The following is a 23,835-nucleotide window of genomic DNA, read 5'->3' on the forward strand; positions in this document are numbered from 1 at the left end:
CGACCGACACGCCGTGCCTACCGTGCCTTCATCCTGATGCGGCGCTAGAGATAACGCCGATCTTCATTCCGCTCTTCTCCAGGACACGGCTGGTTGCCTGCACCGGTCCGTCGAGGTGGAATTCCGGTTCCGAGCCGACCAGTGCCTGGGCGATGATGCGGGCTCGCGGCTTCAACCCGAGTGCGCGAGCCTTGTCCTCGTCCATGAGCAGGACTGCGGCCGCGCCGTCGGATATCTGGGAAGACGTTCCGGCCGTGTGAATCCCGCCTTCGAGGACGGGCTTCAGTCGGGCTAGGGACTCGGCCGTCGTATCGCGCAGGCCCTGATCGCGATTGACGAGCTTCGTCTCGCCCGTGAGGTTTCCTTCCTTGTCGACCTGGGGCGCCGAAAGTTCGAGAACCTCGCGGTCGAAACGCCCTTCCTCCCAGGCCTGCTTGGCCAGCGCCTGCGAGCGGACGCCGAGGGCTTCGATGTCGTCACGGGTCAGTCCGCGTCGACGCGCGATGCGTTCCGCAGCTTCGAACTGGTTGGGCATGTCGATGTCCCACGTCGCCGGCCGACGCGGTCCGGCCTGATCGCCGACGTTTGCGCCGAGGGGAACCTGGCTCATGGCTTCGATGCCGCAGGCGATGCCGGCGTCGATGGCGCCGGTGGCAATCAGTCCGGCAATCAGATGGTTCGCCTGCTGGGCCGAACCACACTGGCAGTCCACGGTGGTTGCGCCGGTCTGCCACGGAAGTCCGGCGTGCAGCCAAGCCGTGCGCGTGATGTTGTTGGACTGAGCGCCGGCCTGGGTGACGCAGCCGCCGATCACCTGCTCGATCAGCAACGGGTCGATTCCCGACCGGTCGAGAACGCCCTTTTGTGCCGCTCCGAGGATCTCGGCGGCGTGCAGACCGGCGAGCCAACCTCCGCGCTTGCCGATCGGTGTACGGACAGCCTCGACGATTACTGGTGTGCCCACAGCGGGCTCCTTTCCTTGTAATGAAAAAGTAGAACAGGTTCTCTGCGGGAAGCAAGACCTGTCGACGTTTCCTTTCCTAGTAAGCAGGCTTGTGTTTCAATGAGAGTAGAACGTGTTACACATCACGGATCCCCATCACCCCTGTGATGAAAAGGCTTAGGGCAGGAGACATCAGTGGCACAGCCCGCATTCCCCGAGGGAATCGACTTCACGGACCCCGACATCTACGCGGAACGCATGCCGTTCGAGGAGTTCGCCGAACTCCGGAAGACGGCCCCCGTGTGGTGGAATCCGCAGCCCCCGGAAATCGGTGGATTCCAGGACGAGGGCTTCTGGGTGGTCACCCGTCATGAAGAGGTCAAGGAGGTCTCGCAGCGAAGCGACATCTTCTCGACCCACGAGAACACTGCGATTCCTCGCTTCGCCGACGACATCCCGCGCGAGAACGTCGAGATGCAGCGATTCATCCTCATCAACAAGGACGCTCCGGAGCACACCAAGCTTCGCAAGCTGGTTTCGCGTGGATTCACCCCGCGAGCCATCAACAGCCTGCGCGAAGAACTGACCGAGCGCGCCGAAAAGATCGTCAAGACTGCGGCTGCCGGTGGTGCCGGAGACTTCGTGGTTCAGGTCGCGTCCGAACTTCCGCTGCAGGCAATCGCCGAGCTTCTCGGTGTGCCGCAGGAAGATCGAATGAAGCTCTTCGACTGGTCCAACCAGATGACGTCCTACGACGATCCTGAGTTCGACATCGATCCGCAGGCAGCGTCGATGGAGATTCTGGGATACGCGTACCAGATGGCGGATCAGCGCAAGAAGTGTCCCGCCGATGACATCGTCACCAAGCTCATCGAAGCTGACATCGACGGAAATGAGCTCTCCCCAGAGGAATTCGGCTTCTTCGTGATTCTGCTTGCGGTCGCGGGTAACGAGACCACTCGCAATGCCATCACACACGGCATGGTTGCCTTCCTCGACAATCCCGACCAGTGGGAGCTGTACAAGAAGGAACGCCCGAAGACTGCGGCCGACGAGATCGTTCGTTGGGCCACCCCGGTGACCTCTTTCCAGCGGACCGCGCTCGAAGACACCGAACTCGGGGGACAGAAGATCAAGAAGGGCGATCGCGTCGTGATGATGTACGCGTCGGCCAACTTCGACGAAGACGTCTTCGAGAACCCCACGAAGTTCGACATCATGCGTGACCCCAATCCGCACCTCGGATTCGGCGGCACGGGTGCGCACTTCTGCATCGGCGCCAACTTGGCTCGTCTCGAAATCGATCTGATCTTCAACGCGATCGCCGATCACCTACCCGACATCACCAGGCTCGGCGATCCCCGTCGCCTGCGCTCGGGCTGGCTCAACGGCATCAAAGAGTTTCAGGTTGATTACAAGACATCGGGCTGCCCGGTCAAACACTGATCCGGACATATACTGACCTGGTAACCGGCGAGTAGGTTCTGTGTAGGTTTTCGGGAGTTGCCTCTGCACTCTCGAACACGCAGAACTACAGTAGACGTTCCGGGGGGCCACTAGTTGGCAACCTGGAACTGCGGCGGCGTCTGCGGGATCCCTCATCTCCCGTAGGCGCCGCCGTTTGTAGTTCAATCTCTAATTCAGCCGCCGTATGGCTTGGTGATCGCTTCCAGGAAATGTCCCGACGGGTCGAGGAAGTAGACCCCACGCCCACCGTCGTTGGTGTTGAAGCCGGTACTCGACTGGCGCGGATCGGCCCAGTGATCAAGTTTCAACGCCTGTATCCGCTGGTAGATGCCGTCGAAGTCATCTTCGGAGACGAGGAAAGCGTAGTGCTGAGACGCAACCTCGGCGCCCTCTTCCACCTGTGCAAAGTCCAGTGTCACCCCGTGCTCGAGTTCGACGCCGAGAAAGTAGCCGGCCTCGACCGGGCCTGGCAGACCGAACATGTGAGTGAAGAACCACGCAGACTCTTGTCGGTCTTTTGCGGCGATGATGGTGTGGTTGAACGAAATGGTCATGAGTGACCCCTTGCAGTACGACGCCTCCATGCCTGACGCAGTCCGTCATCGACACGCGACGTTGGCAACCAGGAAACCATTTCAGGGTTCTCGGTGCAAGTACGACAGGCTGATTCGAATACGACGAGAGCGGCCCCGGTCGATGACCGGGGCCGCTCTCGTACTGTGGGTTCTCAGGCTTTGCGTGCCGTCTTCATCGCACGGTCCACTTCCCAGAATGCTCGAAGTGACGCGATCTTGCCTGCGTCGTTCACGCGATAGACGAACACGCCCTCGGCGTCGATGATCGAGCCGCCGATGGTGGTCCGGATCTTGCCGATGTTGACGTTCTCGTTGCCGCACACCAGTGAATCGTCGATCAGAAACTCGAGCTTGTCCGCGGTCGCGATCGTCATGTCGTAGAACTTGGAGATCGCTTCGCGTCCGTGATGGCCTTTGCCTTCGGGATCGAATCCCGACGGCCCGACCGGATCCTCCACCCAACCGTCCTCGGCGAAGAGGTCCAGCCAGGCTTCCTTGTTCTTGCCACTCGCTGCGGCGCGCGAAGCGTTACCCGCGACGCGGGCGGGGTGTTCGTCAGTCATCGCGACTCCTCAGTTGATGTACTGCTCGGCGAACTTACGCATCGAATCCTGCTTTGCCTCCAGCGGGGCATCGAAGCCGATTCCGTCGAAAACCCAAGGTACGGTGATGATGTCCGTGACGCCGGCATCTTCGAGTTCTGCGTAACCGTCCTTGCCGAAACGGTCGATGCACACCGTCTGGATTTCGAACGGCTCGTTCTCGCGGCCGTACTCGGCGCGCAGTTCGCGTAGTCGTGCGATCACACCCACCAGGTCGTCGAACTTGATCATCGCCGAGGTCCAACCGTCGCCGACTCGCGCAGCACGCTTGAGCGCCACCTCGGTGTGGCCGCCGACGTAGAACGGAACCGGCTTGGTGGGAGCCGGACTCATCTGCAGGCGATCGAAATCGAAGAACTCGCCGTGATACTCGACCATCCCGCCGCCGAGAATTAGTTTGAGAACGTCGATCATCTCGTCCACTCGGGCGCCGCGACGCTTGTACGGAGCGCCGCACCACTCGAACTCTTCAGGAGCCCAACCGATTCCGACACCGAAGCCGAAACGGTTGTTCGTCAATGCCGCTACCGATCCGACCTGCCGCGCGAGCAGGACCGGATTGCGGCTACCCAGCTTGAGCACCTGGGTGTAGAACTCGATCTTCTCGGTCACCGCGCCCATTGCAGCTGCGGCGATCAGCGGATCGACCCAGGGGGTCTCGGCATTCCACATCCGAGACCCGTCCGGGGTGTACGGGTAATCCGCCGCCTGCGTTTCCATGAAGAACAGTGAATCGGGGAGAGCGATCGACGAAAAGCCGCATTCCTCGGCCGTTTTGGCGATACCGGCTAACTGGTCCAAGGGGTTCATGGCAACCCCGACGGTGTACTTCATCTTCGGTCTCTTCCTGATCGGCGTGTGTGCTGCTGTTACGTGGTGGGACGTTCGGAGCCGACGACCCACATCGAGAAGTACTGCGAGCCACCGCCGTAGGCATGGCCGAGAGCCTTGCGCGCGTCGGCCACCTGGTGATCGCCGGCGCGGTGCATGACCTGCATCGCCGACTCGGCAAAACGGATCATGCCCGAGGCGCCGATCGGGTTGGAAGAGAGAACACCGCCCGAGGCATTGACCGGGAGCTTGCCGCCGATCGCGGTTTCGCCGGCCTCGGTCAGCTTCCATCCCTGGCCTTCCTCCGCGAAACCGAGGTTCTCGAGCCACATCGGCTCGAACCACGAGAACGGGACATAGATTTCGGCGCAGTCGATTTCGTTGAGCGGATCGGTGATTCCCGCGGACTTCCACAGCGCGGCCGCGGCGTCACGGCCGGCCTGCGGATTGACCTGATCGCGTCCGGCATAGAAGGTCGGCTCGGTGCGCATGGACGTCGCGTGGATCCACGCGACCGAACGACCCTCGGCCTCGACCTGTGCGGCCGCTTCCTCGTTGCCGATCACCAGAGCGCACGCGCCGTCCGAGGACGGGCAGGTCTCGTCGTAGCGGATCGGATCCCAGAGCATCTGAGATGCCTGCACCGATTCGAAGGTGATGTCCGGCTGCCGCAGGTGCGCATACGGATTGAGGCTGCCGTTGAGCCGATCTTTCACCGCGACGAGGTAGCCGATGTGCTCCGGTGCGCCCGATCGACGAATGTACGAACGGACGTGCGGGGCGAAGTATCCACCGGCGCCGGCGCCGACAGGCATGTTGAACGGTACCGGTGTGGACAGCGCCCACATGGCGTTCGACTCGGACTGCTTCTCCCATGAAACCGTCAGAACGCGCTTGTGGACACCGGATTTGACCAGGCTGGAGGCGACGATAGCCGTCGAACCACCCACCGAGCCGGCAGTGTGAACACGCAGCAACGGCTTTCCGTTGGCGCCAAGGGCATCCGACATGGCGAGTTCGGGCATCATCGAACCCTCGAACAGGTCGGGGGCCTTTCCGATCACGACGGCGTCGATGTCGTCCCAGCCGACGTTGGCGTCGAGCATCGCGGCGTCGATGGCTTCACGAACCAAGCCCGCCATCGAGACATCATGACGCTTTGCGACGTAGTGAGTTTGGCCGGTGCCGAGCACGGCCGCGAGTTGAGGCGTTCCGGCCATCAGTTCCGTCCCTCCAAGACTGCTACCAGGTTCTGCTGCAGCACAGGGCCGCTTGTTGCATGGGCCAGAGCGCGATTCGCTTGGCCGTCGAAGATTGCCTTGGCGGCGTGGCCGATTCGTTCCAGACCACCGGCGAACAGTGGGTTGCCGCTGAGCGGACCGCCGGACGGATTGATCGTGGTGGCGTCGGTCAGGCCGATCGCTTCCTTCAATATCAATTCCTGGTGAGTGAACGGTGCGTGCAGTTCGGCGACGTCGATGTTGCCGACCTCGCCGCCCGTTGCCGCCTTGGCTGCCGACGTAGTGGACGGCGACGTGGTCAGGTCACGTGCACCCAGGTTGGGGGAGTCGATGCGATGCTCGAGTCCGGTGATCCACGCCGGCCGATCGCAGAGATCGCGGGCGCGATTACCCGAGGCCAGGACGATTGCTGCCGCACCATCGGTGATGGGTGCACAATCGTGTGCGCGCAACGGATCTGCGAGGAACGGGCTGGCGAGTAGTGCCTCGATGTCGACCTCGCCCGCGAGCTGAGCCTTCGGATTACTCAGCGCGTGACGACGGCTGCGAGCGGCAACCTCCGCCATGTCCTCTTGCGTCCACTTACCCGCGTCGAGTCCGAGTCGGGCTTGAAGTCCGGCGATCGAGACGGAGTCCGGCCACAGCGGAGTGACGAGGTACGGATCGAGCTGCATGGACAGGATCTTGCGCAGGTGCCCGGCGGAGGATTTGCCGAAGCCGTACACCAGCGCGGTCTCGACCTCGCCGGTCAAGATCTTGATCCACGCTTCGTAGAAGGCCCACGCAGCATCCATCTCGACGTGAGATTCGTTGATCGGCGGGACCGCTCCGATGGAGTCGATGGCCGAGATGAAGGAGAACGCTCGTCCGGCCAGGTAATCGGAAGATCCGGAGCACCAGAAGCCGATGTCGGACTTGGTGATTCCCAGATCGCTGTAGAGCTGCTGGAAGCACGGGACGAGCATCTCGACGCCGTTGGTGGTGCCGTTGGTTTCGCGGACGTGGGGTGCCTGAGCAAAGCCCACGACTGCGATGTCTGCAGAAGTCATTTCAGGAGCCTCACAGGTGGTGTTGGAAGGTGGAGTACTCGGCGTCGGGTTCACCTGTCGGCCGGAAGTATTCGATGTTCTCGAGGGTGTAACCCCACTCTTCGCGAGGCTTCCACTTGGCTTCGACGCGCATGCCCATGCGTACGTCCGCGGCATCACATTCGAGGATCAAGTGCAGGAACGGAATGTCGGCTCCGTCGAGAAGCACGTAGGCGGCCACGTAGGGAGGTTTGATTCGCTGCCCGAGGAACGGGACGTTGACGATGCAGAAGGTGGTGACAATTCCCTTGTCGGGCAGTTCGATCTGCTCGCTCGTCGGCTTCCCGTTGGTGGGATTCGCGCCGCGCGGTGGGATGTAGATCTTGTCTTCGGGTCCGCTGCGACCACCGATCAGCTTGCCTTCTGCGAGACCACGGAGGTAGAAACTCTCCTCGGCCGAAGCGGAATGCATGAAGTGCAGGTCGACAGGCGTCGTGATCATGGTGACAGGATCGGCGGTGGAATCGACTGTCGCGATTCCATTTTCGCTCTCACCTGGTTCGAAGCACTCGATGTCCTTGATCTGCCCGATCCGCTCCGACGCCCAGCGAGCACGAACCCGCAGGCCGGTGCTGATGTCGTCGGGGGAGTCGACGTCGACCGCGTGGAGCATGGACGTGTCCGCGCCGTCGAGCTTGATCAGGGCCCACGCGAAAGGCTTCGTCAGGGGTTGACCCTCGATGGGTTCGGGCATCCACGTCCAACTCACGACCGTTCCGCCGTCGGAGACTCCGACGAAGTCGGTCAGTGGTTCGGCCGTATCCGGATCGAATTCCGGTGGCGGCACGAAGACACGACCGTTCGACCCACGTGCGCCGATCACCTTGCGATCACGCAGGGCAGTCACGAACGCGCCGATGGTCGGTCCCGTCGATCTGGTGTAGTCGAAATGGAGATTCAATGGTGCGCTCAGGGGCTTGTCGGCCACCCCGCTCTTTCCGATGGTCACAAGATCGAGTAGAACAGGTTCTAGAGATTGTGGCAAGAGTCACTTCTGATCACCGGCAATGTGGAGGCCTGCGATGAAGCTTGGGTTGCAACTCGGATACTGGGGCGCACAGCCGCCGGCAAACGCCCCGGAACTGATCGAGGCCGCGGAAGGCGCGGGATTCGACGCGGTCTTCGCGGCGGAGTCGTGGGGCTCGGACGCCTTCACCCCGCTTGCCTGGTGGGGATCTCGGACCGAGAACGTCCGTCTCGGCACGTCCGTCGTACAGATTTCGGCACGAACACCGACCAGCTGTGCCATGCACGCGCTCACTCTCGATCACCTCAACGGTGGGCGAACGATCCTCGGGCTCGGCGTATCCGGCCCGCAGGTCGTCGAAGGTTGGTACGGCCAGCCATTCGAGAAGCCGCTCGCGCGCACCCGCGAATACGTCTCGATCGTGCGCCAGGTCCTCGCCCGTGAAGCGCCCGTCACCAGCCCCGGCCCCCACTACCCTCTGCCGTATGCGGGACCGGGCAGTTCGGGACTTGGCAAGCCGCTCAAGCCCATTACGCACCCGCTGCGTGCGGACATCCCGATCTGGCTCGGCGCCGAAGGGCCGAAGAACGTCGCGCTCGCCGGTGAAATCGCCGACGGGTGGCTGGCGATCTACTACACCCCACGCCTGGCCCCGATGTACAACAAGTGGCTCGACGAAGGCTTCGCTCGCGCCGGGGCCCGTCGTAGTCGCGAAGACTTCGAGGTGGCCGCCACGTGCCAGGTCATCGTGACCGACGATCGCGCCGGCGCCATCGCCGCGCTCAAGCCGATGACCGCCCTCTACGTCGGCGGAATGGGCGCCCCGGAGTTGAACTTTCACGCACAGGTCTACAAGCGGATGGGCTACGAGAAGGAGGTCGACGAGATCGGTCGCCTCTTCATGTCGGGCAGCAAGGACGAAGCTGCTGCCGTCGTCCCCGACGAGATGGTCACCGAGACCATGATCATCGGCAACGTCGACGAGGTGCGCGCGGACGTGAAGCGTTGGGAGGAAGCCGGAGTCACGATGCTGCTGGTGACCTGCCGCGACGCCGACCATGTGCGAGAGCTCGCGGCCGCGGTGGGTGGTTGAGCGGGGCACACCCTTTTTTTCGAGCGAACGGAATGCTCGAGCACTAATTTCCCAACCTCAGTGCCGCCGCCAGCCTCCTGCCACATCGCGTGAACGTATCGCTGCCCTTCTCTGACAGGGGGAGCGATACGTTCACAGGGCGGAGGGTTATCCACAGGTCGGTGTAAATGCCTGATTGGCAAGGGCCTGCGCGGCCGGGAAAGCCCATGATGTCTCCATGAGAAGGGGCGAATGGGGAGACGATCCGAGTGTGCTGATCGTTGCGAGCACGGATGGCGTAATTCGCGTGGCAGAGCTGACCAGATTGGGTGTGTCGGACACAGCGATTGCCGGGCGATGCCGCACGGGCGGTACTTGGCAGCGAATGCTTCCCGGCATAGTTCTGCTGGGGAACGGTTATCCGACGCCGCGACAGCGCACGATCGCTGCATTGATGTTCTGCGGCCGCGGATCGATGGTCACTGGAAAAGCCGCTATGGCGCAGCATGGCTATCGTCCGCACTCCGGCGAGGTTCAAATCTTGATGCCCATGCATCGCAGGGTGCAATCGACCGGATTCGTCGTGGTCGAAAGGACTGTAAGGCTGCCGACGCCACTGACACGCAGCGGAATTGATTGCGCGCCACTGGTTCGGGCGGTACTCGATGCTGCACGGCGATGCAAGACTTTGGATAGTGCTCGCGCGTTGATTGCAGACGTCGTTCAACGAGGTGACGTTGTGGTTCGTGATCTGTCCAAAGAGTTGGAAGCCGGAAGTATTCGCGGTAGCGCGTTGCCCCGCAAAGTTTTGCGGGAGGTGGATGCCAACGTGCATTCGGTGCCAGAGGCAGAGGCCCGCGAGCTCTGGAGGAGAACCGGGCTGCCCGAAATGGTATTCAACCGTGAGATCTGCGACGCAAACGGGAAATTCATTGCAATGCCCGACGGGTGGATCGATTCTGTGGCTTTTGCGTGGGACATCGATTCACTGGACTGGCATCTGTCACCTGGGGACTACCGGGCGACGGTCGAGCGTCGGACTCGTATGCAGAACGCGGGCATCATCGTGCTTCCGACTGTGCCGAGCGCGTTGCGCGCAGAGCCCGAGCGCGCGATAAGCGACCTGCGTGCGCATTTTGCGCTGGCCGCGTCACGGCCGCGTCCGAGGGTGTCAATCAGTGCCAGACCCGGAGGGTGAACGTATCGCTCCCCTTGTCAGACAAGGGGAGCGATACGTTCACGCGATCGGGGAGCGGTGGTGCGCAGAGCGGTGGTGTGGGGAGCGGTGCTGTGCAGAGTGGGACGGGATAGGGCACCGGTGCACCGAGAGGGGGAAAGGGGGGTGGGTCGGACAACCCTGACTCAGACACCCTTGAACTGGGGCGCCCGCTTCTCACCGAAGGCTCGCGGGCCCTCCTTGGCGTCCGCGCTCATGAACACCTTCATGCCCAGCTGCGCGTCGATCTGGAAGGCCTCTTCCTCATGCATGCCCTCGGTGTCGCGGATGGTCTTGAGAATCGCCTGCACGGCGAGGGGGCCGTTTGCACTGATCAGGTCCGCGAGCTCCAGCGCCTTGTCGAGGGCCTGACCGTCCGGGACGACGTGGCCGATGAGCCCGATCTCCTTGGCCTCCGGAGCCTTGATGTGACGACCGGTGAGCAGGATGTCGGCTGCGATCGTGTACGGAATCTGTCGAACGAGACGCACCGCGGAACCGCCGAGCGGGAAGAGCCCCCACTTGGCTTCGGAGACGCCGAACTTGGCGCTCTCGCCCGCGACGCGGATGTCGGTGCCCTGCAGGATTTCGGTTCCGCCGGCGATGGCTGCACCCTCGACCGCAGCGATCAGCGGCTTGGTCAACCGGCGCCCCTTGAGTAGACCTTCGATCTTGGACATGTCGACGCCGCCGCCCGCGAAGGAATCTCCCGGAGGCTTGGCGGACATGTTCTTGAGGTCGGCGCCGGCGCAGAAGTCGCCGCCAGCTCCGGTGAGGATCGCGACGCGGATTTCGGGGTCGTTGTCGACCTGATCCCAGGCGTCGACCATGATCGCCATCATTTCGCCGGTGATGGCGTTCTTACGCTCGGGGCGATTCATGGTCACGATGAGAACGTGGCCACGCTTCTCCACGAGGCAATGCGGCGCGGTTTCCGAAATGTCTGATTTTTCGGTCGTCGAAGTGGACACTGATGGCTCCTGGCGGGTCTGTGAGCTGGCTCTCAAATTGGGTCTTGCCAGAAACGGTAACACGTTCTACTTTGAACTCGTGGCCCTTAACATCGCAGACTTCGTAGAGCACGCAATCGACCTCGTTCCGGACCGCGTTGCGCTGGTCTCGGACAACCGCGAGATGACTTATGCGCAGTTGGAGGACCGAGCAAACCGCCTCGGTCACTACCTGCGTGAACATGGCGTTCAACCGGGTGATAAGGTCGGCATCTACTGCCGGAACGTCATCGAGGCGATCGAGGCCATGGTCGCCGTTTTCAAAATCCGGGCCGTGATGGTCAACATCAACTACCGGTACGTCGAGAACGAGTTGCAGTACATCTTCGACAACTCCGACATGGTTGCGCTCATTCATGAGCGCCGCTACTCGGACAAGGTCGCGAACGTCCTGCCGAATACTCCCAAGGTCAAGTCCGTCATCGTGGTCGAGGACGGCACCGATCTGGACTTCAGTGCTTTCGGCATCGGCTACGAGGACGCACTCGCGCAGAGTTCGGGTGAGCGTGATTTCGAAGAGCGCAGCAACGACGACATCTTCATGCTCTACACCGGCGGCACCACCGGAAGTCCCAAGGGCGTCATGTGGCGCCACGAGGACTGGTGGCGTGTTCTCGGCGGCGGCATCAACTTCGTCACCGGAGTTCCGGTCGAGGACGAGTACGAGATGGCGAAGGTCGGCGCAGCCAACCCGACCATGATCCGCTACCCGATTCCCCCGATGATTCACGGTGGTTCGCAGTCTGCGGTGTTCCACAGCCTCTTCGGCGGCGGAACCTGTTTGATGCACCCGGAATTCGACGCCCACGAGGTGTGGCAGAACATCGACAAGCACAAGGTCAACCTGATCTTCATCACGGGTGACGCGATGGGCCGTCCGATGCTCGACGCACTGATCGCCGGCAATCCGAAGACGGGTGAGCCGTACGATCTTTCGACGCTCTACGTGATGGCCAGCAGTGCTGCGCTCTTCTCGCCGAGCATCCAGGAGCAGTTCCTCGAACTGTTGCCCAACCGCCTGCTGACCGACTCCATCGGAGCATCCGAGACCGGCTTCGGCGGACTGGCCGTGCTGAGCAAGGGTCAGAAGCACACTGGCGGTCCGACGGTCAAGATCGACGCCTCCACAACGGTTCTCGACGACGACGGCAACGAGGTCGAACCCGGATCGGGCAAGCGCGGCATGCTCGCGCGCAAGGGCAACATCCCGCTCGGCTACTACAAGGACGAGGTCAAGACGGCCGAAACCTTCCGCACCATCAATGGCGTTCGCTACTCGATCCCCGGCGACTATGCGCAGGTCGAAGCCGACGGCACGGTCACGATGCTCGGCCGCGGTTCGGTGTCCATCAACAGCGGCGGCGAGAAGGTTTACCCGGAAGAGGTCGAGGGCGCGTTGAAGGCGCACCCGGACATCTTCGACGTGCTGGTGGTCGGTATCCCCGACGAGCGCTTCGGTCAGCGGGTTGCCGCAGTGGTTCAGGTACGTGAAGGCACGTCGCCGACGTTGCACGACATCGCCACCGCAGCGCGCAAAGAGATTGCCGGATACAAGGTTCCGCGCAGTGTGTGGTTCGTCGACCAGATCAAGCGCAATCCGGCCGGCAAGCCCGACTACCGCTGGGCGAAGGCCGAAACGGAATCGCGCGAGGCCGATGATCACAACGGAAACGGCGCTCCTGTGTCGTCCTCAAACGAAAGCGTGGAAGCCTGATGCGTTCGGATCTCGCCGATAAGTTCGGCATCGAATACCCGATTTTCGGATTCACTCCTTCCGAGCATGTCGCGGCCGCCATCAGTCGCGCGGGTGGTCTCGGTGTGCTCGGTTGTGTCCGGTTCAACGACCCGGAAGAACTCGAAGCCGCACTGACGTGGATGGACGAGAACACAGACGGTAAGCCGTACGGCGTCGACATCGTCATGCCGGCCAAGGTGCCGACAGAGGGCGGCGCCGTCGATCTCGACAAGCTGATTCCGGAGGAGCACCGCGCCTTCGTCAACCGCACGCTCGACGAGCTCGGTGTGCCGCCGCTTTCCGACGACGTCGAGCATGCGACCGGCGTACTGGGATGGCTTCACTCGGTGGCGCGGTCTCACGTCGATGTTGCTCTGGGACACCGGATCGCGTTGATTGCGAATGCACTGGGATCGCCGCCGAAGGACGTCATCGATCAGGCGCACGAGAAAGGCGTTCCGGTAGCAGCACTGGCCGGCGCAGTCGAGCATGCACGTCGTCATGTCGAGAACGGTGTCGACATCGTGATCGCGCAGGGCTACGAGGCCGGCGGTCACACCGGCGAAATTGCGTCGATGGTTCTCGTTCCGGAAATTGTTGATGCGCTGGGCGATTCAGCTGCCGTACTGGCCGCCGGCGGTATCGGCAGCGGCCGTCAGGTGGCTGCTGCACTTGCACTCGGTGCGTCCGGAGTGTGGATGGGCTCGTACTGGCTCACCACATCCGAATACAAACTCGGCAGTGCGTCGGGCGAAGGCCCGTCCGCTATTCAGCGTGCACTGTTGGGCGCGACGTCGGCCGACACCGTACGTTCGCGCATCTACTCGGGTAAGCCCGCTCGGTTGCTCAAGACCAAGTGGACGGAAGCCTGGTCGAACCCGGGAGCACCGGCGCCCTTGCCGATGCCGCTGCAGAACCTACTGGTCAGCGACGCTCATCAGAGAATCGCTGCATCGGAGAACCCGGAAGTTGTGGCAATGCCCGTCGGTCAGATCGTGGGACGGATGAACGAGATCCGACCGGTCGCCGAGGTCATGGCAGAGCTGGTGTCGGGGTTCGAGGACGCGCGAACCCGACTGGATTCGATGAAGTAGTAGATGACACGTACGTATGCCCTCGGCCGAGTTTCGGCCGAGGGCATACGTCGTTTCAGCCGGCGAGGTCGTCCGGTCCGACGCTGTCCGACAACCATTCTCCGCGGCTGAGGGCGCCGTCGTCGCGGCGACGTGCGATCACGAAAATGACCAGGGCGGCAGCGAGGACAACTGCGAGAACGCGCGAAGGCGTCAGGTTCGGGTTCTTCATACCCGTAATTTTGCCGGAAGAACGGGCGCGATGGTGAGACAGCGGAGCAAAATCACGCGTTTCGAAACTACTGCGCTTCGGAAGCATGAAGGCCGGCGATCCGCTCGCGCAGGCCACCGAAGTGCACATCGAGAGTGTGCGCCGCCTCGACGGCATCACCCGTACGGATCGCGTCGAGAATCGCACGATGCTTCGACGCGATGTCGATCAGTGGTGTATCCGAATGCCCGATAGCCTGCTGGATCTCGCTGTACACCTGCCAGAAGACGTCCATCAACTGAGCGAGGACCTGGTTGTCGAGCGGGGAGTACAGGCGGGAATGGAAGGTCGCGTCGATGTCGGAGAAGTTCTTCCCGGCGGCGGCACGGACCTCCATGCCGGTGACGAGTTCGTCGAGGTCGGCGTGGTCGGCCGACGTCATCTCGGCCATCGCCGCACCGATCAGTCCGGTCTCGAGTGCCTGACGAATGTCGACCAGTTCCATCGCCTCGTGCCCGGTGCCCTGCAACGACAACCGGCCACGGAAGGTCAGGCCGTCGGCGAGAGCGTCGAAGTTGCTCGGGGCGACGAACATTCCGAAACCGTGACGGATCTCGACGACGCCCAAGGCCTGCAGAACCTTGAGTGCCTCGCGGAGGGTGTTCCGGCCGATTCCCAATTCCTCGGACAGTTCGGCCTCGGTGGGCATCGGGTCGCCAGGGGAGAGTCTGCGTTCGAGGATCAAGTTCATGATGTCCGTCTGAAGTGCGCGCATGCGGTTTTGCGCGCTGAAACGAGCGCCCTGTGTGCCACTCCGGACAGACATCGATTCCCCTTTTCTGATACGAACGTCCTTCATCCTATGTCCGGTCATCCGCTCCATTGGTCAACCCACGTCAACGGTGCGTTGCAGGAGACTGGGCGCTGCGCCCAGCAGTTTGGCCGTGTACGCATCCGACGGGTTGTCGAATACTTCCTGGGCCGTTCCCTGCTCGACGATCCGCCCGGCGTTCATGACGACGATCGTGTCGGAGACATACCGCACCGTCTGGATGTCGTGCGAGATGAACACCATGCCGAGCCCCAACCGAGCCTTGATGTCGCTGAGCAGGTTCAGGATCTGCGCTCGCACCGAGACATCGAGAGCCGACGTCGGTTCGTCGGCCACGATGACGTCAGGCTCGAGCGCGAGCGCACGCGCGATCGCGACACGTTGACGCTGACCGCCGGAGATCTGGCTCGGGATGACTTCGAGCGCAGATTGGGGGAGTCCGACCAAACCGACCAGCTCGCGAACTCGGGCGGTTCGGCTCGCGCGGTTGCCGATGCCGTGGACGTCGAGCGGATCGGTGAGGATGTCGGCCACCGTCATTCGCGGATTGAGCGCGGTAGCCGGGTCCTGGAAGACGATCGAGATCGCCCGCCCGAACTCCTTGCGCACGCCCGCCGACCGGGTCAGAGCGCTTCGGCCGCGAAATACCACGTCGCCCGACGTCGGTTTCTGCAATCCGACCATGACTTTGGCCAGAGTGGACTTGCCGCAACCCGACTCGCCCACGATGCCGATCGTCGCCCCTCGTCGTACGGCGATACTGACATCGTTGACCGCGTGAACCGTGCCGGGTTTGAACAGTGATCCCGAACGGGTCTTGTGGACGACGTGAATGTTCTTCAGTTCCAGGATGGGTGCTTCAGCTGTAGTCATCGCACGCTCTCCAATTCCGATTCTGCGTGTGCGGGAGTCGCGGACTGGTTCGCGAAGAAATGCTCGGTCTCGCCGATCCGAACCATCTCGGGCTTTCGGTTTGGATCGGAATCCGGACGCAGGGAACGTTCGGCAAAACGGTCACCGGCGGCGAAGCTGCCTGGCGACGGTACGGTTCCCTGGATCTGGTGGAGCCGCGGAGCCTCGTCCTCGATGGAGAGAACGGCGCCGAGGAGGCCCTGAGTGTATTCGTGACGCGGATCGACGAGTAGATCGCTGGTGGGCGCAGACTCGACGACCTGACCGGCGTACATCACCGTGATCTTGTGAGCGAGTGAAGCAACGAGTGCAAGATCGTGGCTCACGAAAACCATGGCAAAGCCGAGCTTTTCCCGAAGATCGTTGAGCAAGTCCACGACCTGGGCCTGGACGGTGACGTCGAGAGCGGTGGTGGGCTCGTCCGCGACGATCAACCGCGGACTGCGGGTGAGCGACATGGCGATCAGAACGCGCTGACGCTGACCACCGGAAAGCTCGTGTGGGTAGCTGGAGAGAGTGCGCACCGGATCGAGTCCGACGAGTTCGAGCAGTTCCTCGGCTGTGCGGGTACCGCCGCGCTTGGTGAGCTGCTTGAACTGCGCGCGGATCAGCATCGCCGGATTCAGTGAACTCAGCGCATCCTGGTAGATCATGGCCATGTCGTGCCCGCGCAGCTTGTTTCGCTCCCGGTTGTTCAGCTCGAGGACGTTGACGCCGTCGAACAGGATCTCGCCGGTCACCACCGCCGTCTTGGGTAGCAGACCCATGATCGCCAGCGAGGTGAGCGATTTTCCGCAACCGGACTCTCCGACGAGCGCCATCGTCTCGTTCGGGCGGACGGTGAAGCTCACGTTGTCGACGATCGCGGTGTCTCCGTAGCGTTCCGGGAACCGGATCGTGAGATTGCGGACCTCGAGGAGTGGTGCTGCATCGCCCTCGTACACAAGACGATCGGACCGAGATCGCTCGGTTTCCGCCAGGATCTTCAGGTGAGTTTCGAGAGGAGTCGGCTCGGCGGCCGGCTTCAGGACATCTTTCACGACGCTCGGGTCGGCGAAGTCGTCGATCAACTCCGGAGTGTTGGCGACCGATGCGGCTTCGTCCTCCAGAATGAGTTCGTTGGAGGTCTCCTCCGCTGCGGCGGTCTGCGCTGCTTGGAGTGCGGAGGGCGTCTTCTTGGTCTTCTTCAGACTCGGATCGGCCATCGCGTCCGTCAGGCCCTCGGCGAGCACGTTGAGGGAGAGCACCGTCAGAAGAATCAGCAGACCGGGGAACACCGTTGCCCACCAACCACCGAGAAGGACCATGTTCTTGCCGTCGGCGATCACCGATCCCCACGACGGATCCGGGGGACGGACACCTGCTCCGATGAACGACAGGCTGGCTTCCAGCACGATGGCGTCGGCGACCATGACAGTGCAGAAGACGAGAACGGGCGCAGCACAGTTGGCTACGACGTGCTTGACGACGATGTGTGAAGTTCTTGCGCCGATGACCTTTTCGGCCGCGACGTAGTCCTCACCGTACTGAGCGAGAACGTTCGCGCGAACGACGCGGGCGACCATCGGTGTGTAGAGGAACGCGATGGTGACGATCAGAACCGGAATCGAACCACCGAAGGCTGCGACGAGTACGGCAGCGAGCGCGATGCCCGGGAACGCCATGACCACGTCGAGCACTCGCATGATGGTCTCGTCGACGCCTTTTCGGCTCGTTGCGGCGACCGACCCGATGAGAGCACCGGCGCACAATGCGAGGAAGGTGGACCCGAGACCGATGGTCAACGACCAGCGTCCGCCGTAGAGCAAGCGGCTGAACAGATCTCGGCCGAGACTGTCCTGACCGAACCAGTGCTCGGCGCTGGGGCCCGCGGTACCGACCACCTGTTCGAGTGGGGTGTACTGCGTGATCAGCGGCGCGAAGAGGCAGGCGAGCACGATGATCGCGAGAACCGCCATCGACAGCCAGGCCGAGAGGGGGAAGCGAGAAAAGGTGATACCGGGTCGCGAAAGCTTCTCGGTGAGTTTTCTTCTCATCATGCTGCGCTCCGAAGTCGTGGATTGACGAGCAGGTAGAGGATGTCGACGGCGAGGTTGACGACGACGAAGCCGACCGCGATCACGATGACAACACCCTGAACTACTGCGGGGTCACCGTTGGTGACGCCGTTGATCATGAGCTGACCCATTCCGGGAAGACCGAAGATCTGCTCGATGACCACAGCGCCACCGAGGAGGTATCCGACCCGTAGACCCAGGACGGTGAGCGGGTTGATCAGTGCGTTACGCAAGACATTTCGCCCGATCACCACGTGATAGGGCAGGCCGCTGCCGATCGCGGTACGGACGTAGTCCTTGTCCAACTCCTCGACCATCGACGTGCGGATGATGCGCGTGAGTTGTGCTGCGACGGGCAGTGACAGGGACAGCGCCGGGAGCGCCATGTACCAGAGCCAGTCGGTGACGGAGTCGCTCGGATTGACGTAGCCACCGGTGGGGAACCATCCGAGTTGGACGGCCAGATACTGAATCATCAGCAGTGCCAACCAGAATGACGGTGCTGCCACACCACCGAGGGAGATCACTCGGATGACCTGATCCGGCCAACGATCGCGGAACAGTGCGCTGGTGACACCGAAGATCAGCGAGAGCACGATGGCGATCACCAGTCCGAGAACCGTGAGCTGAATGGTCAGTGGCAGAGCGGTGGAGATCGAGTCCAACACCGGGGTACCGGAAATCAGACTGTCACCCATATTGCCGCTGACCAGATCGGTCACGAAGTGAACGTATTGCAGCGGAAGCGGATCGAGCAGTCCGTTCTCTTCCTTGAACTTCTGCAACTGTTCCGCAGTCGGGTTGCCGCCGTTGAACGCCGCCGTTGCGGGATCGGTGGGCGCGAACTGCATCACGATGAAGACGAACGCGATGATGCCGAGGATCAGGGGGATCAGTATCAGTAATCGCCTGATCAGCATGGGGAGGACTCTTGCCATCGGGGAATCTCTCAGTTGTGGGAAACGGCCGAGCGGGCGGGTATCAGGCCGGCTTCGCCTGAAGCAGGTTGACGCCGGGGTACGGCAGCGGAGTGACGTCGGCGATCTTCTTCGGATCCCACGCAGTCAGGAGTTCCTGATGGAGAACCGGGTAGTAGACAGCGTTTTCGGCGATCTGGTTCAGGTACGACTGCACAAGGGTGCTGCGCTTTGCCGGGTCTGTCTCGCGGGTGGCCTCGTCCATGGTGGCGTAGATCTTCTGTGCCTCGGGGGTGTCGTCCCACTTGGCGTAGGTCTTCGTCCACAGGCCGCCCTTGCTGTACGTGTAGCGCACGAGGAGGTCGACGTCGCTGCCGAATGCCTGTGGGTTGGACGTACCCGCAGCGATCTGGAACTTCTGGCCGCTGTTGAGCTTGCTCACCATGGCGCTGGTGTCCTGCGGTTCGAGCGTCGTGTTGAATCCGACTGCATCCCAAGACTCTTTGATGGTCGGCAAGCAGTCGGCCAACCAGCTGACGTTGGTGGAGAGCAGCGTCAGGTCGAGGCCACTGACACCGGCGGCAGCGAGAAGCGAGCGGGCCTTGTCCGGATCGTACGAGTAGACGGTGGACGCTCGCGCGTAGTCGGGGTTGCGCTCGTACAGGTAGCTCGTGGCCGGTGCTGCCTTGCCGCCGAGGGCGATCTCGATCATCTTCGGGGTGTTGATCGCATAGAACATCGCCTGGCGAACACGAACGTCGTCGAACGGTGCCTGAGTGGTGTCGAAGAGCAGGTACATGAGGTTCATGCCCGGGTTGCCCTCGACGGTGCGCCCACCGGAGGTGAGGGTAGGGACGTTGGCGACGGGGATGTTGTCGGCGAGTTGTGCACCGGCATTGTTGCCCGAGACGCGCGCGATGCGTGAGGAGGTGTCGACGATGGAGAGCCAGTTCATGGTCGCGAAGTTGGCCGGACGCGGCCCGTTGTACGCCTCGAACGCCTCGAAAGCTGTGTTGCTCTTGGGGGTGTGGCTCTTGAGCTTGTACGGACCGGAACCGACGACCAGCGTTCCGGACTTGGCCTCGTCCCAGTGGCCGTCGAAGACGTGCTTGGGCATGATCTTGGCGATCGAGAGACGCTGTGCGGCAGCGCTGAACGGGTAGTTGAAGTTCAGGGTCACCGTTTGGTCGTCGACCTTGGTGACGGACTGCAACCAGGAGGAGAAGAAGGAGCGGATCAGTACGTTCTGCTGTGGATCGAGGATGCGATCGAAGGTGAAGACGACGTCGTCCGAGGTGACCGGAGTGCCGTCGTGCCAGGTTGCGCCCTCGCGGATTTTCATGGTCCAGCTCGAGGCGGTGGCGTCGGTCGGGACGGCCTGTGCGAGCGCCGCATACGTCTCACCGGTGCCTGGATCGTTTTCGAGCAGTCCCTCGTAGACGTGGTTGACCGCTGCCATGAGGAAACCGGATGCAGTCTGCATCGGGTCGAAGCTCTGGTCGTTGCCGTATCCGATGGCGGTGGTCAGATCGCCGGTGCTCGCGGAACCGCCGACAACCGAGGTCGACGACGGGCCGCCGCCACAGGCCGCGAGAGTCGCGGTGATACCTGCTGCAGCTCCCAGTAGCCCGGTGTACCGGAACAGGTCTCGGCGTGTGAACGCGGAGCTCAGCGGTCGTTCGTTCTTCAAGGCGGCCTCCAAGGCGGGGAGCGGGACATCAAGGGAGTGGATAGGGGATGTCCTATGTTCGACGTCCGATGTTGCGTAACTTACATTGTGGATCAGAAAGCGTCTAGAGAATCTTCGGAACTGGCGGCGCTGAACTTGGACGTTTCGCCGGTTTTGAACCAAAAATAGTGCGCTCACCTGCATAGATGAAGACTGCGTTACCGACGTCGAATTGACGACCGATGACGCTGGCCGTATAACATAGGACATCCCTCATCCAATCTTTGGAGACTTCATGACCCGATATAAAGTCGGTGTGGTCGGTTGCGGATTCTTCGGTAGTTCCCTCGCTCGCGAGCTGGCTGCCCATCCACGTTTCGAACTGGCGATGCTGTGCGACCGTGACTTCGAGCGGGCCAAGGATGTCGCCGCAGAGTTCTCGGCAACCCCGACAGACGATCACGACGCGGTGGCCGCTGACCCGGAGTTGGCCCTCGTTGTCGTCGCGACGCCCAATCACGCGCACGCCGAACCTGCCATCGCGGCACTCGAACACGGCAAGGCAGTTTTTGTCGAGAAGCCACTTGCCGTCGAACTGGTCGATGCGCAGAACATGATCGCGAGCGCCGACGCGAGCGGTTCGCCGTTGATGGTCGGGCACATCATGCGGATGATGCCGGGTGTACGACGTCTGGCGGACCTGCTGACGTCGGGGGAGCTCGGTGAGGTCGCTGCGATCGAAACGTCTCGCTCACGCTGGATCGACACCGACGGCGCAGATCCGCAGTGGTGGAAGCTCGACAAGAGCCGAACGGGTGGAGAACTGACTCACGAGATTCACGAACTGGACCTGATGTGCTGGCTCGGCGGCGAGGTGACTGCCGTGTCGAGCATCGCCACCGCGGACGACGGCTTCCGCAACACAGTGGTGTCGTTCGCCGGCGGCGCGATCGGCAGACACACCATCTCGACGCGTTCACACACTTCTTCGTGGGAGCTGACGGTCGATGCCGCCGAAGGCTCGGTCCACGCGGACTTCCACGCCGGCCGGGTCAGCCGACTGCGCGGGGGACGGGTCGAAGAGTCGTGGCCGATCTTCGACGTCGACGCCGAGAACCAATCGTTGATCGACTCTGCGAGCAGGATACAGAAGTACAATTCGGGTAGCGGAGGATCCTCGCTGTGGATGCAGGCTGCGATTCGCCACGAAATCGACGAGATGGCAGCAGTTCTCGACGGCAAGGCTGACTCCGGCTCACCGTTGACATACGCACGTGAACGCGCACTCGTGGTCGCCGAGCAGGTGCGACTCGGTGGCGGGGAACCGGCGGCGCTGTCGGGAAGTGCGAAGTGACCGTGCGTGTAGCCGTCATCGGCAGCGGCGCAATCGCGCGGGACCACGTCAGCGCTTTGGCGCGCATCCCGTCGGTCGAAGTCGCCTACGTATTCGGCAGTGACTTGGACCGTGCCGCATCGGTCGCGGCATTGGCGCCGGGTGCGAAGGCCAGTACCGATCTGGCGAAGATTCTCGCAGACCCGAGCGTGCACGCGGTCAACGTCGTCGGGGCCACTCCGGACCACGCGCCCGTGACGATAGCCGCAGGCCGCGCGGGAAAGCATGTGCACGTGGAGAAGCCCGCAGCGCTGACAGTCGCGGACTTCGACGCGATGGTCGAGGCCACCGAAGGTGGCGGCACCTCACTGATGGTCGGACAGACCGTACGATTCCAGCCGTCGATCACCTCGATCGGAAACTCGGTTGCACAAGGCGCCATCGGCGACCCCCGGTTGATCCACCTCAGTTGGTACACCGGCCACGTCTGGCCAGGGGGCTGGCGAGGCTGGCAACACGACAAGGAACGCTCGGGTGGTCACCCCGTTCACAACGGAACCCACGCTCTCGATCTGGTGACGTGGCTGATCGGTCGTCGTCCGATCCGTGTGTTCGCTCGTAGTTTCCCCACCTTCGCGGCGGGGATGCCCGTGCACGACAGCTTCCATCTGACCGTTCGCTTCGAGGACGGATCGCTGGCGCTCATCGAATTGGCTTACGCTCTACCACAATCGGGAAAGATGGTACGCCGGATCGTGGTGTCGGGGACATCCGGCACGCTCGCGCACGACACCGGCGACGACCCGGGCCTGTTGACGGATACGACAAACGCGCCGCCGTCGTCGATCGAAGATGCGATGGCGCATCAGATGCGCCACTGGATCGCCACTCTCGACGGTTCCGCGACCCCGATAGTCGAGAACTGGCAGGTACGTGCAGCTCTCGCGACTGCCGTCGCTGCACAACAGTCACTCGACACCGGCCGCGCGATCTCGATCGGAGAACACCGATGACCGGCACCGGTTCGATCCGCGTCGGATTTGTCAGCGGCGTAAGGCATGCCGGCTCCTATGCGGACCTGTTGCGCTCCGATCCTCGAGTGAGCTTGGTCGGGGCCTCCGACGAATCCTCGGTCCCCGATTGGATTCGTGAGGACGGAATCGCGATGGCAAAGACCGCAGACATCGAGTGGATCGACGAACTCGGCGAGCTGCTCGACCCCGAACGGATAGACCTGGCGATCATCTGCAGTGAGCCGACCAGGCATGCACGGCTTGCGATTGCCGCACTGAACGCGGGACTCGACGTCCTGGTGGACAAGCCGGTGGGTATCGACGAGTCGGAGGCCGCGGCGGTCGAGGAAGCGGCACGGTCGAACGGGCGAATCTGTACGGTGGTGAACCGCACTCATTCACCTGCGCTCCGGCGACTGCGCCGCTGGATCGATGCCGGAAACCTCGGACTGCCGCGCCACGTGGACATCGAGTTCCTTGCAAGCGGAACACATTTCGCGACGTCCGTCGAGCGTCCCGAACTGGTGGTGGATCCCGCGCTTTCCGGCGGGGGAGAAGTAGTGAACTTCGCCGGTTACGCCGCCGACTACCTCAGATACCTCACCGGCCTGGACGTCACCGAGGTGTACGCCGAGACGAGCACACTCTACGGCGGGGCCCACCAGCAGTTCGGAGTCGAAGACACGGCGTTGATCTCGCTCGCCTTGGAAAACGGCGTCACCGCGACGGTGACCGTCGGAAGAATCCCCGCAGCACCGGGTTTCGGCGCGAATACCGCGACGGTTCGGGTCCTCGGCTCCCACGGATACGCGAGTTCCGACGACGACAAACCCGCGGTGACCCACTTCGCATCCTCGGGAGACGTGACCGCACTACCCATCGGCGGCTTCGGTTCGGACAACGCGGTGTCGAGCTTTCTCTCTCACGTGCTCGATCGACTTCCCACACGGACCGAACCCGACTACACCGTGGCAGACGCCCGCGCGTCGATGCGCGTGATCGATGCTGCCTATCTGTCCGCCTCGAGCGGTCAGCCGGTCTCCGTTTCTCCCTGACAGCCGCACCCACAAC

The 23,835-nt window shown here is 62.5% G+C and carries 21 protein-coding genes and 1 pseudogene; 8 read left to right on the top strand and 14 right to left on the bottom strand.

Features of this window, described 5'->3' with window-relative positions:
• Nucleotides 1–55: 55 nt before the first annotated feature.
• A pseudogene (locus H7C86_RS08155) lies at nt 56–964 on the bottom strand (steroid 3-ketoacyl-CoA thiolase); the annotation flags it as partial.
• Between the two features lie 174 nt (nt 965–1,138).
• Between H7C86_RS08155 and H7C86_RS08160 the strand changes: the two are divergent.
• Nucleotides 1,139–2,389 (top strand): cytochrome P450, encoded by a 1,251-nt coding sequence (locus tag H7C86_RS08160; protein ID WP_003945573.1) that lies wholly within the window; start codon nt 1,139–1,141, stop codon nt 2,387–2,389.
• Nucleotides 2,390–2,583: 194 nt separating this feature from the next.
• On the opposite strand, the gene H7C86_RS08165 is transcribed toward H7C86_RS08160, so the two are convergent.
• The 6 genes from H7C86_RS08165 to H7C86_RS08190 form a co-directional block, all read right to left on the bottom strand.
• Nucleotides 2,584–2,964: a VOC family protein gene (locus H7C86_RS08165; protein ID WP_020906296.1), complete on the bottom strand. Its 381-nt coding sequence runs from the start codon at nt 2,962–2,964 to the stop codon at nt 2,584–2,586.
• Nucleotides 2,965–3,137: 173 nt separating this feature from the next.
• A complete protein-coding gene (locus H7C86_RS08170) occupies nt 3,138–3,548 on the bottom strand; it encodes a nuclear transport factor 2 family protein (protein WP_019746977.1) in 411 nt (136 codons plus the stop codon).
• 9 nt (nt 3,549–3,557) lie between these two features.
• The gene (locus H7C86_RS08175; RefSeq protein WP_019746978.1) at nt 3,558–4,421 is read right to left on the bottom strand and encodes a TIGR03619 family F420-dependent LLM class oxidoreductase; all 864 of its coding nucleotides are present in this window, start codon (nt 4,419–4,421) and stop codon (nt 3,558–3,560) included.
• A 35-nt stretch (nt 4,422–4,456) separates the two neighbouring features.
• Nucleotides 4,457–5,638: a thiolase domain-containing protein gene (locus H7C86_RS08180; protein WP_021342919.1), complete on the bottom strand. Its 1,182-nt coding sequence runs from the start codon at nt 5,636–5,638 to the stop codon at nt 4,457–4,459.
• Nucleotides 5,638–6,708: a thiolase domain-containing protein gene (locus H7C86_RS08185; protein WP_047889541.1), complete on the bottom strand. Its 1,071-nt coding sequence runs from the start codon at nt 6,706–6,708 to the stop codon at nt 5,638–5,640. Before H7C86_RS08185 ends, H7C86_RS08180 begins: the two co-directional genes overlap by 1 nt.
• 10 nt (nt 6,709–6,718) lie before the next feature.
• The gene (locus tag H7C86_RS08190; RefSeq protein WP_021342921.1) at nt 6,719–7,696 is read right to left on the bottom strand and encodes a Zn-ribbon domain-containing OB-fold protein; all 978 of its coding nucleotides are present in this window, start codon (nt 7,694–7,696) and stop codon (nt 6,719–6,721) included.
• Between the two features lie 73 nt (nt 7,697–7,769).
• On the opposite strand from H7C86_RS08190, the gene H7C86_RS08195 reads away from it, so the two are divergent.
• Both H7C86_RS08195 and H7C86_RS08200 read left to right on the top strand, forming a co-directional pair.
• Complete coding sequence (locus H7C86_RS08195) at nt 7,770–8,807, top strand: LLM class F420-dependent oxidoreductase (protein ID WP_182261380.1); 1,038 nt, start codon at nt 7,770–7,772, stop codon at nt 8,805–8,807.
• 217 nt (nt 8,808–9,024) lie between these two features.
• Nucleotides 9,025–9,984, top strand: coding sequence for a hypothetical protein (locus tag H7C86_RS08200; RefSeq protein WP_182261381.1), 960 nt, complete (start codon nt 9,025–9,027; stop codon nt 9,982–9,984).
• 164 nt (nt 9,985–10,148) lie between these two features.
• On the opposite strand, the gene H7C86_RS08205 is transcribed toward H7C86_RS08200, so the two are convergent.
• A complete protein-coding gene (locus H7C86_RS08205) occupies nt 10,149–10,973 on the bottom strand; it encodes a crotonase/enoyl-CoA hydratase family protein (RefSeq protein ID WP_007734275.1) in 825 nt (274 codons plus the stop codon).
• Nucleotides 10,974–11,052: 79 nt separating this feature from the next.
• On the opposite strand from H7C86_RS08205, the gene H7C86_RS08210 reads away from it, so the two are divergent.
• A complete protein-coding gene (locus H7C86_RS08210) occupies nt 11,053–12,726 on the top strand; it encodes an acyl-CoA synthetase (protein WP_182261382.1) in 1,674 nt (557 codons plus the stop codon).
• Complete coding sequence (locus H7C86_RS08215; RefSeq protein WP_003945863.1) at nt 12,726–13,841, top strand: nitronate monooxygenase family protein; 1,116 nt, start codon at nt 12,726–12,728, stop codon at nt 13,839–13,841. Before H7C86_RS08210 ends, H7C86_RS08215 begins: the two co-directional genes overlap by 1 nt.
• A 55-nt stretch (nt 13,842–13,896) precedes the next feature.
• On the opposite strand, the gene H7C86_RS08220 is transcribed toward H7C86_RS08215, so the two are convergent.
• The 6 genes from H7C86_RS08220 to H7C86_RS08245 form a co-directional block, all read right to left on the bottom strand.
• Nucleotides 13,897–14,052 carry a hypothetical protein gene (locus H7C86_RS08220; RefSeq protein ID WP_019746984.1) on the bottom strand — a complete coding sequence of 52 codons (156 nt, stop codon included), beginning with the start codon at nt 14,050–14,052 and terminating at the stop codon, nt 13,897–13,899.
• Between the two features lie 67 nt (nt 14,053–14,119).
• Nucleotides 14,120–14,857, bottom strand: a complete 738-nt coding sequence (locus tag H7C86_RS08225; protein WP_024487763.1) for a FadR/GntR family transcriptional regulator — start codon at nt 14,855–14,857, stop codon at nt 14,120–14,122.
• A gap of 60 nt (nt 14,858–14,917) precedes the next feature.
• On the bottom strand, nt 14,918–15,736 hold the full coding sequence (locus tag H7C86_RS08230) for an ABC transporter ATP-binding protein (RefSeq protein WP_020906302.1): 819 nt from the start codon (nt 15,734–15,736) through the stop codon (nt 14,918–14,920).
• Nucleotides 15,733–17,811 (bottom strand): dipeptide/oligopeptide/nickel ABC transporter permease/ATP-binding protein, encoded by a 2,079-nt coding sequence (locus H7C86_RS08235; RefSeq protein WP_220463455.1) that lies wholly within the window; start codon nt 17,809–17,811, stop codon nt 15,733–15,735. The genes H7C86_RS08230 and H7C86_RS08235 overlap by 4 nt, the downstream gene beginning before the upstream one ends.
• Entirely contained in the window at nt 17,811–18,770 is a 960-nt protein-coding gene (locus tag H7C86_RS08240) for an ABC transporter permease (RefSeq protein ID WP_182261384.1), read from the bottom strand. Before H7C86_RS08240 ends, H7C86_RS08235 begins: the two co-directional genes overlap by 1 nt.
• Nucleotides 18,771–18,813: 43 nt before the next feature.
• Entirely contained in the window at nt 18,814–20,439 is a 1,626-nt protein-coding gene (locus tag H7C86_RS08245; protein WP_007734285.1) for an ABC transporter substrate-binding protein, read from the bottom strand.
• Nucleotides 20,440–20,713: 274 nt separating this feature from the next.
• Here H7C86_RS08245 and H7C86_RS08250 point away from each other — a divergent pair, with 274 nt between their 5' ends.
• The 3 genes from H7C86_RS08250 to H7C86_RS08260 are packed head-to-tail and all read left to right on the top strand — an operon-like array spanning nt 20,714 to nt 23,819.
• Complete coding sequence (locus H7C86_RS08250) at nt 20,714–21,772, top strand: Gfo/Idh/MocA family protein (RefSeq protein ID WP_182261385.1); 1,059 nt, start codon at nt 20,714–20,716, stop codon at nt 21,770–21,772.
• On the top strand, nt 21,769–22,764 hold the full coding sequence (locus H7C86_RS08255) for a Gfo/Idh/MocA family protein (protein ID WP_020968496.1): 996 nt from the start codon (nt 21,769–21,771) through the stop codon (nt 22,762–22,764). Before H7C86_RS08250 ends, H7C86_RS08255 begins: the two co-directional genes overlap by 4 nt.
• The gene (locus tag H7C86_RS08260; RefSeq protein ID WP_182261386.1) at nt 22,761–23,819 is read left to right on the top strand and encodes a Gfo/Idh/MocA family protein; all 1,059 of its coding nucleotides are present in this window, start codon (nt 22,761–22,763) and stop codon (nt 23,817–23,819) included. The genes H7C86_RS08255 and H7C86_RS08260 overlap by 4 nt, the downstream gene beginning before the upstream one ends.
• Nucleotides 23,820–23,835 lie beyond the last annotated feature (16 nt).

Origin of the sequence: Rhodococcus sp. UFZ-B548 (genome assembly GCF_903819475.1) — a bacterium.
Taxonomy (GTDB): Bacteria; Actinomycetota; Actinomycetes; order Mycobacteriales; family Mycobacteriaceae; genus Rhodococcus_F; species Rhodococcus_F erythropolis.

Bases quoted from the DNA above. Each gene is read 5' to 3' on its own strand.
- H7C86_RS08250 (WP_182261385.1), top strand. From the start codon at position 20,714: ATGACCCGATATAAAGTCGGTGTGGTCGGTTGCGGATTCTTCGGTAGT.
- H7C86_RS08220 (WP_019746984.1), bottom strand. From the start codon at position 14,052: ATGAAGAACCCGAACCTGACGCCTTCGCGCGTTCTCGCAGTTGTCCTC.
- H7C86_RS08195 (WP_182261380.1), top strand. From the start codon at position 7,770: ATGAAGCTTGGGTTGCAACTCGGATACTGGGGCGCACAGCCGCCGGCA.
- H7C86_RS08200 (WP_182261381.1), top strand. From the start codon at position 9,025: ATGAGAAGGGGCGAATGGGGAGACGATCCGAGTGTGCTGATCGTTGCG.
- H7C86_RS08165 (WP_020906296.1), bottom strand. From the start codon at position 2,964: ATGACCATTTCGTTCAACCACACCATCATCGCCGCAAAAGACCGACAA.
- H7C86_RS08175 (WP_019746978.1), bottom strand. From the start codon at position 4,421: ATGAAGTACACCGTCGGGGTTGCCATGAACCCCTTGGACCAGTTAGCC.
- H7C86_RS08240 (WP_182261384.1), bottom strand. From the start codon at position 18,770: ATGGCAAGAGTCCTCCCCATGCTGATCAGGCGATTACTGATACTGATC.
- H7C86_RS08185 (WP_047889541.1), bottom strand. From the start codon at position 6,708: ATGACTTCTGCAGACATCGCAGTCGTGGGCTTTGCTCAGGCACCCCAC.
- H7C86_RS08180 (WP_021342919.1), bottom strand. From the start codon at position 5,638: ATGGCCGGAACGCCTCAACTCGCGGCCGTGCTCGGCACCGGCCAAACT.
- H7C86_RS08230 (WP_020906302.1), bottom strand. From the start codon at position 15,736: ATGACTACAGCTGAAGCACCCATCCTGGAACTGAAGAACATTCACGTC.
- H7C86_RS08235 (WP_220463455.1), bottom strand. From the start codon at position 17,811: ATGAGAAGAAAACTCACCGAGAAGCTTTCGCGACCCGGTATCACCTTT.
- H7C86_RS08215 (WP_003945863.1), top strand. From the start codon at position 12,726: ATGCGTTCGGATCTCGCCGATAAGTTCGGCATCGAATACCCGATTTTC.
- H7C86_RS08170 (WP_019746977.1), bottom strand. From the start codon at position 3,548: ATGACTGACGAACACCCCGCCCGCGTCGCGGGTAACGCTTCGCGCGCC.
- H7C86_RS08225 (WP_024487763.1), bottom strand. From the start codon at position 14,857: ATGTCTGTCCGGAGTGGCACACAGGGCGCTCGTTTCAGCGCGCAAAAC.
- H7C86_RS08260 (WP_182261386.1), top strand. From the start codon at position 22,761: ATGACCGGCACCGGTTCGATCCGCGTCGGATTTGTCAGCGGCGTAAGG.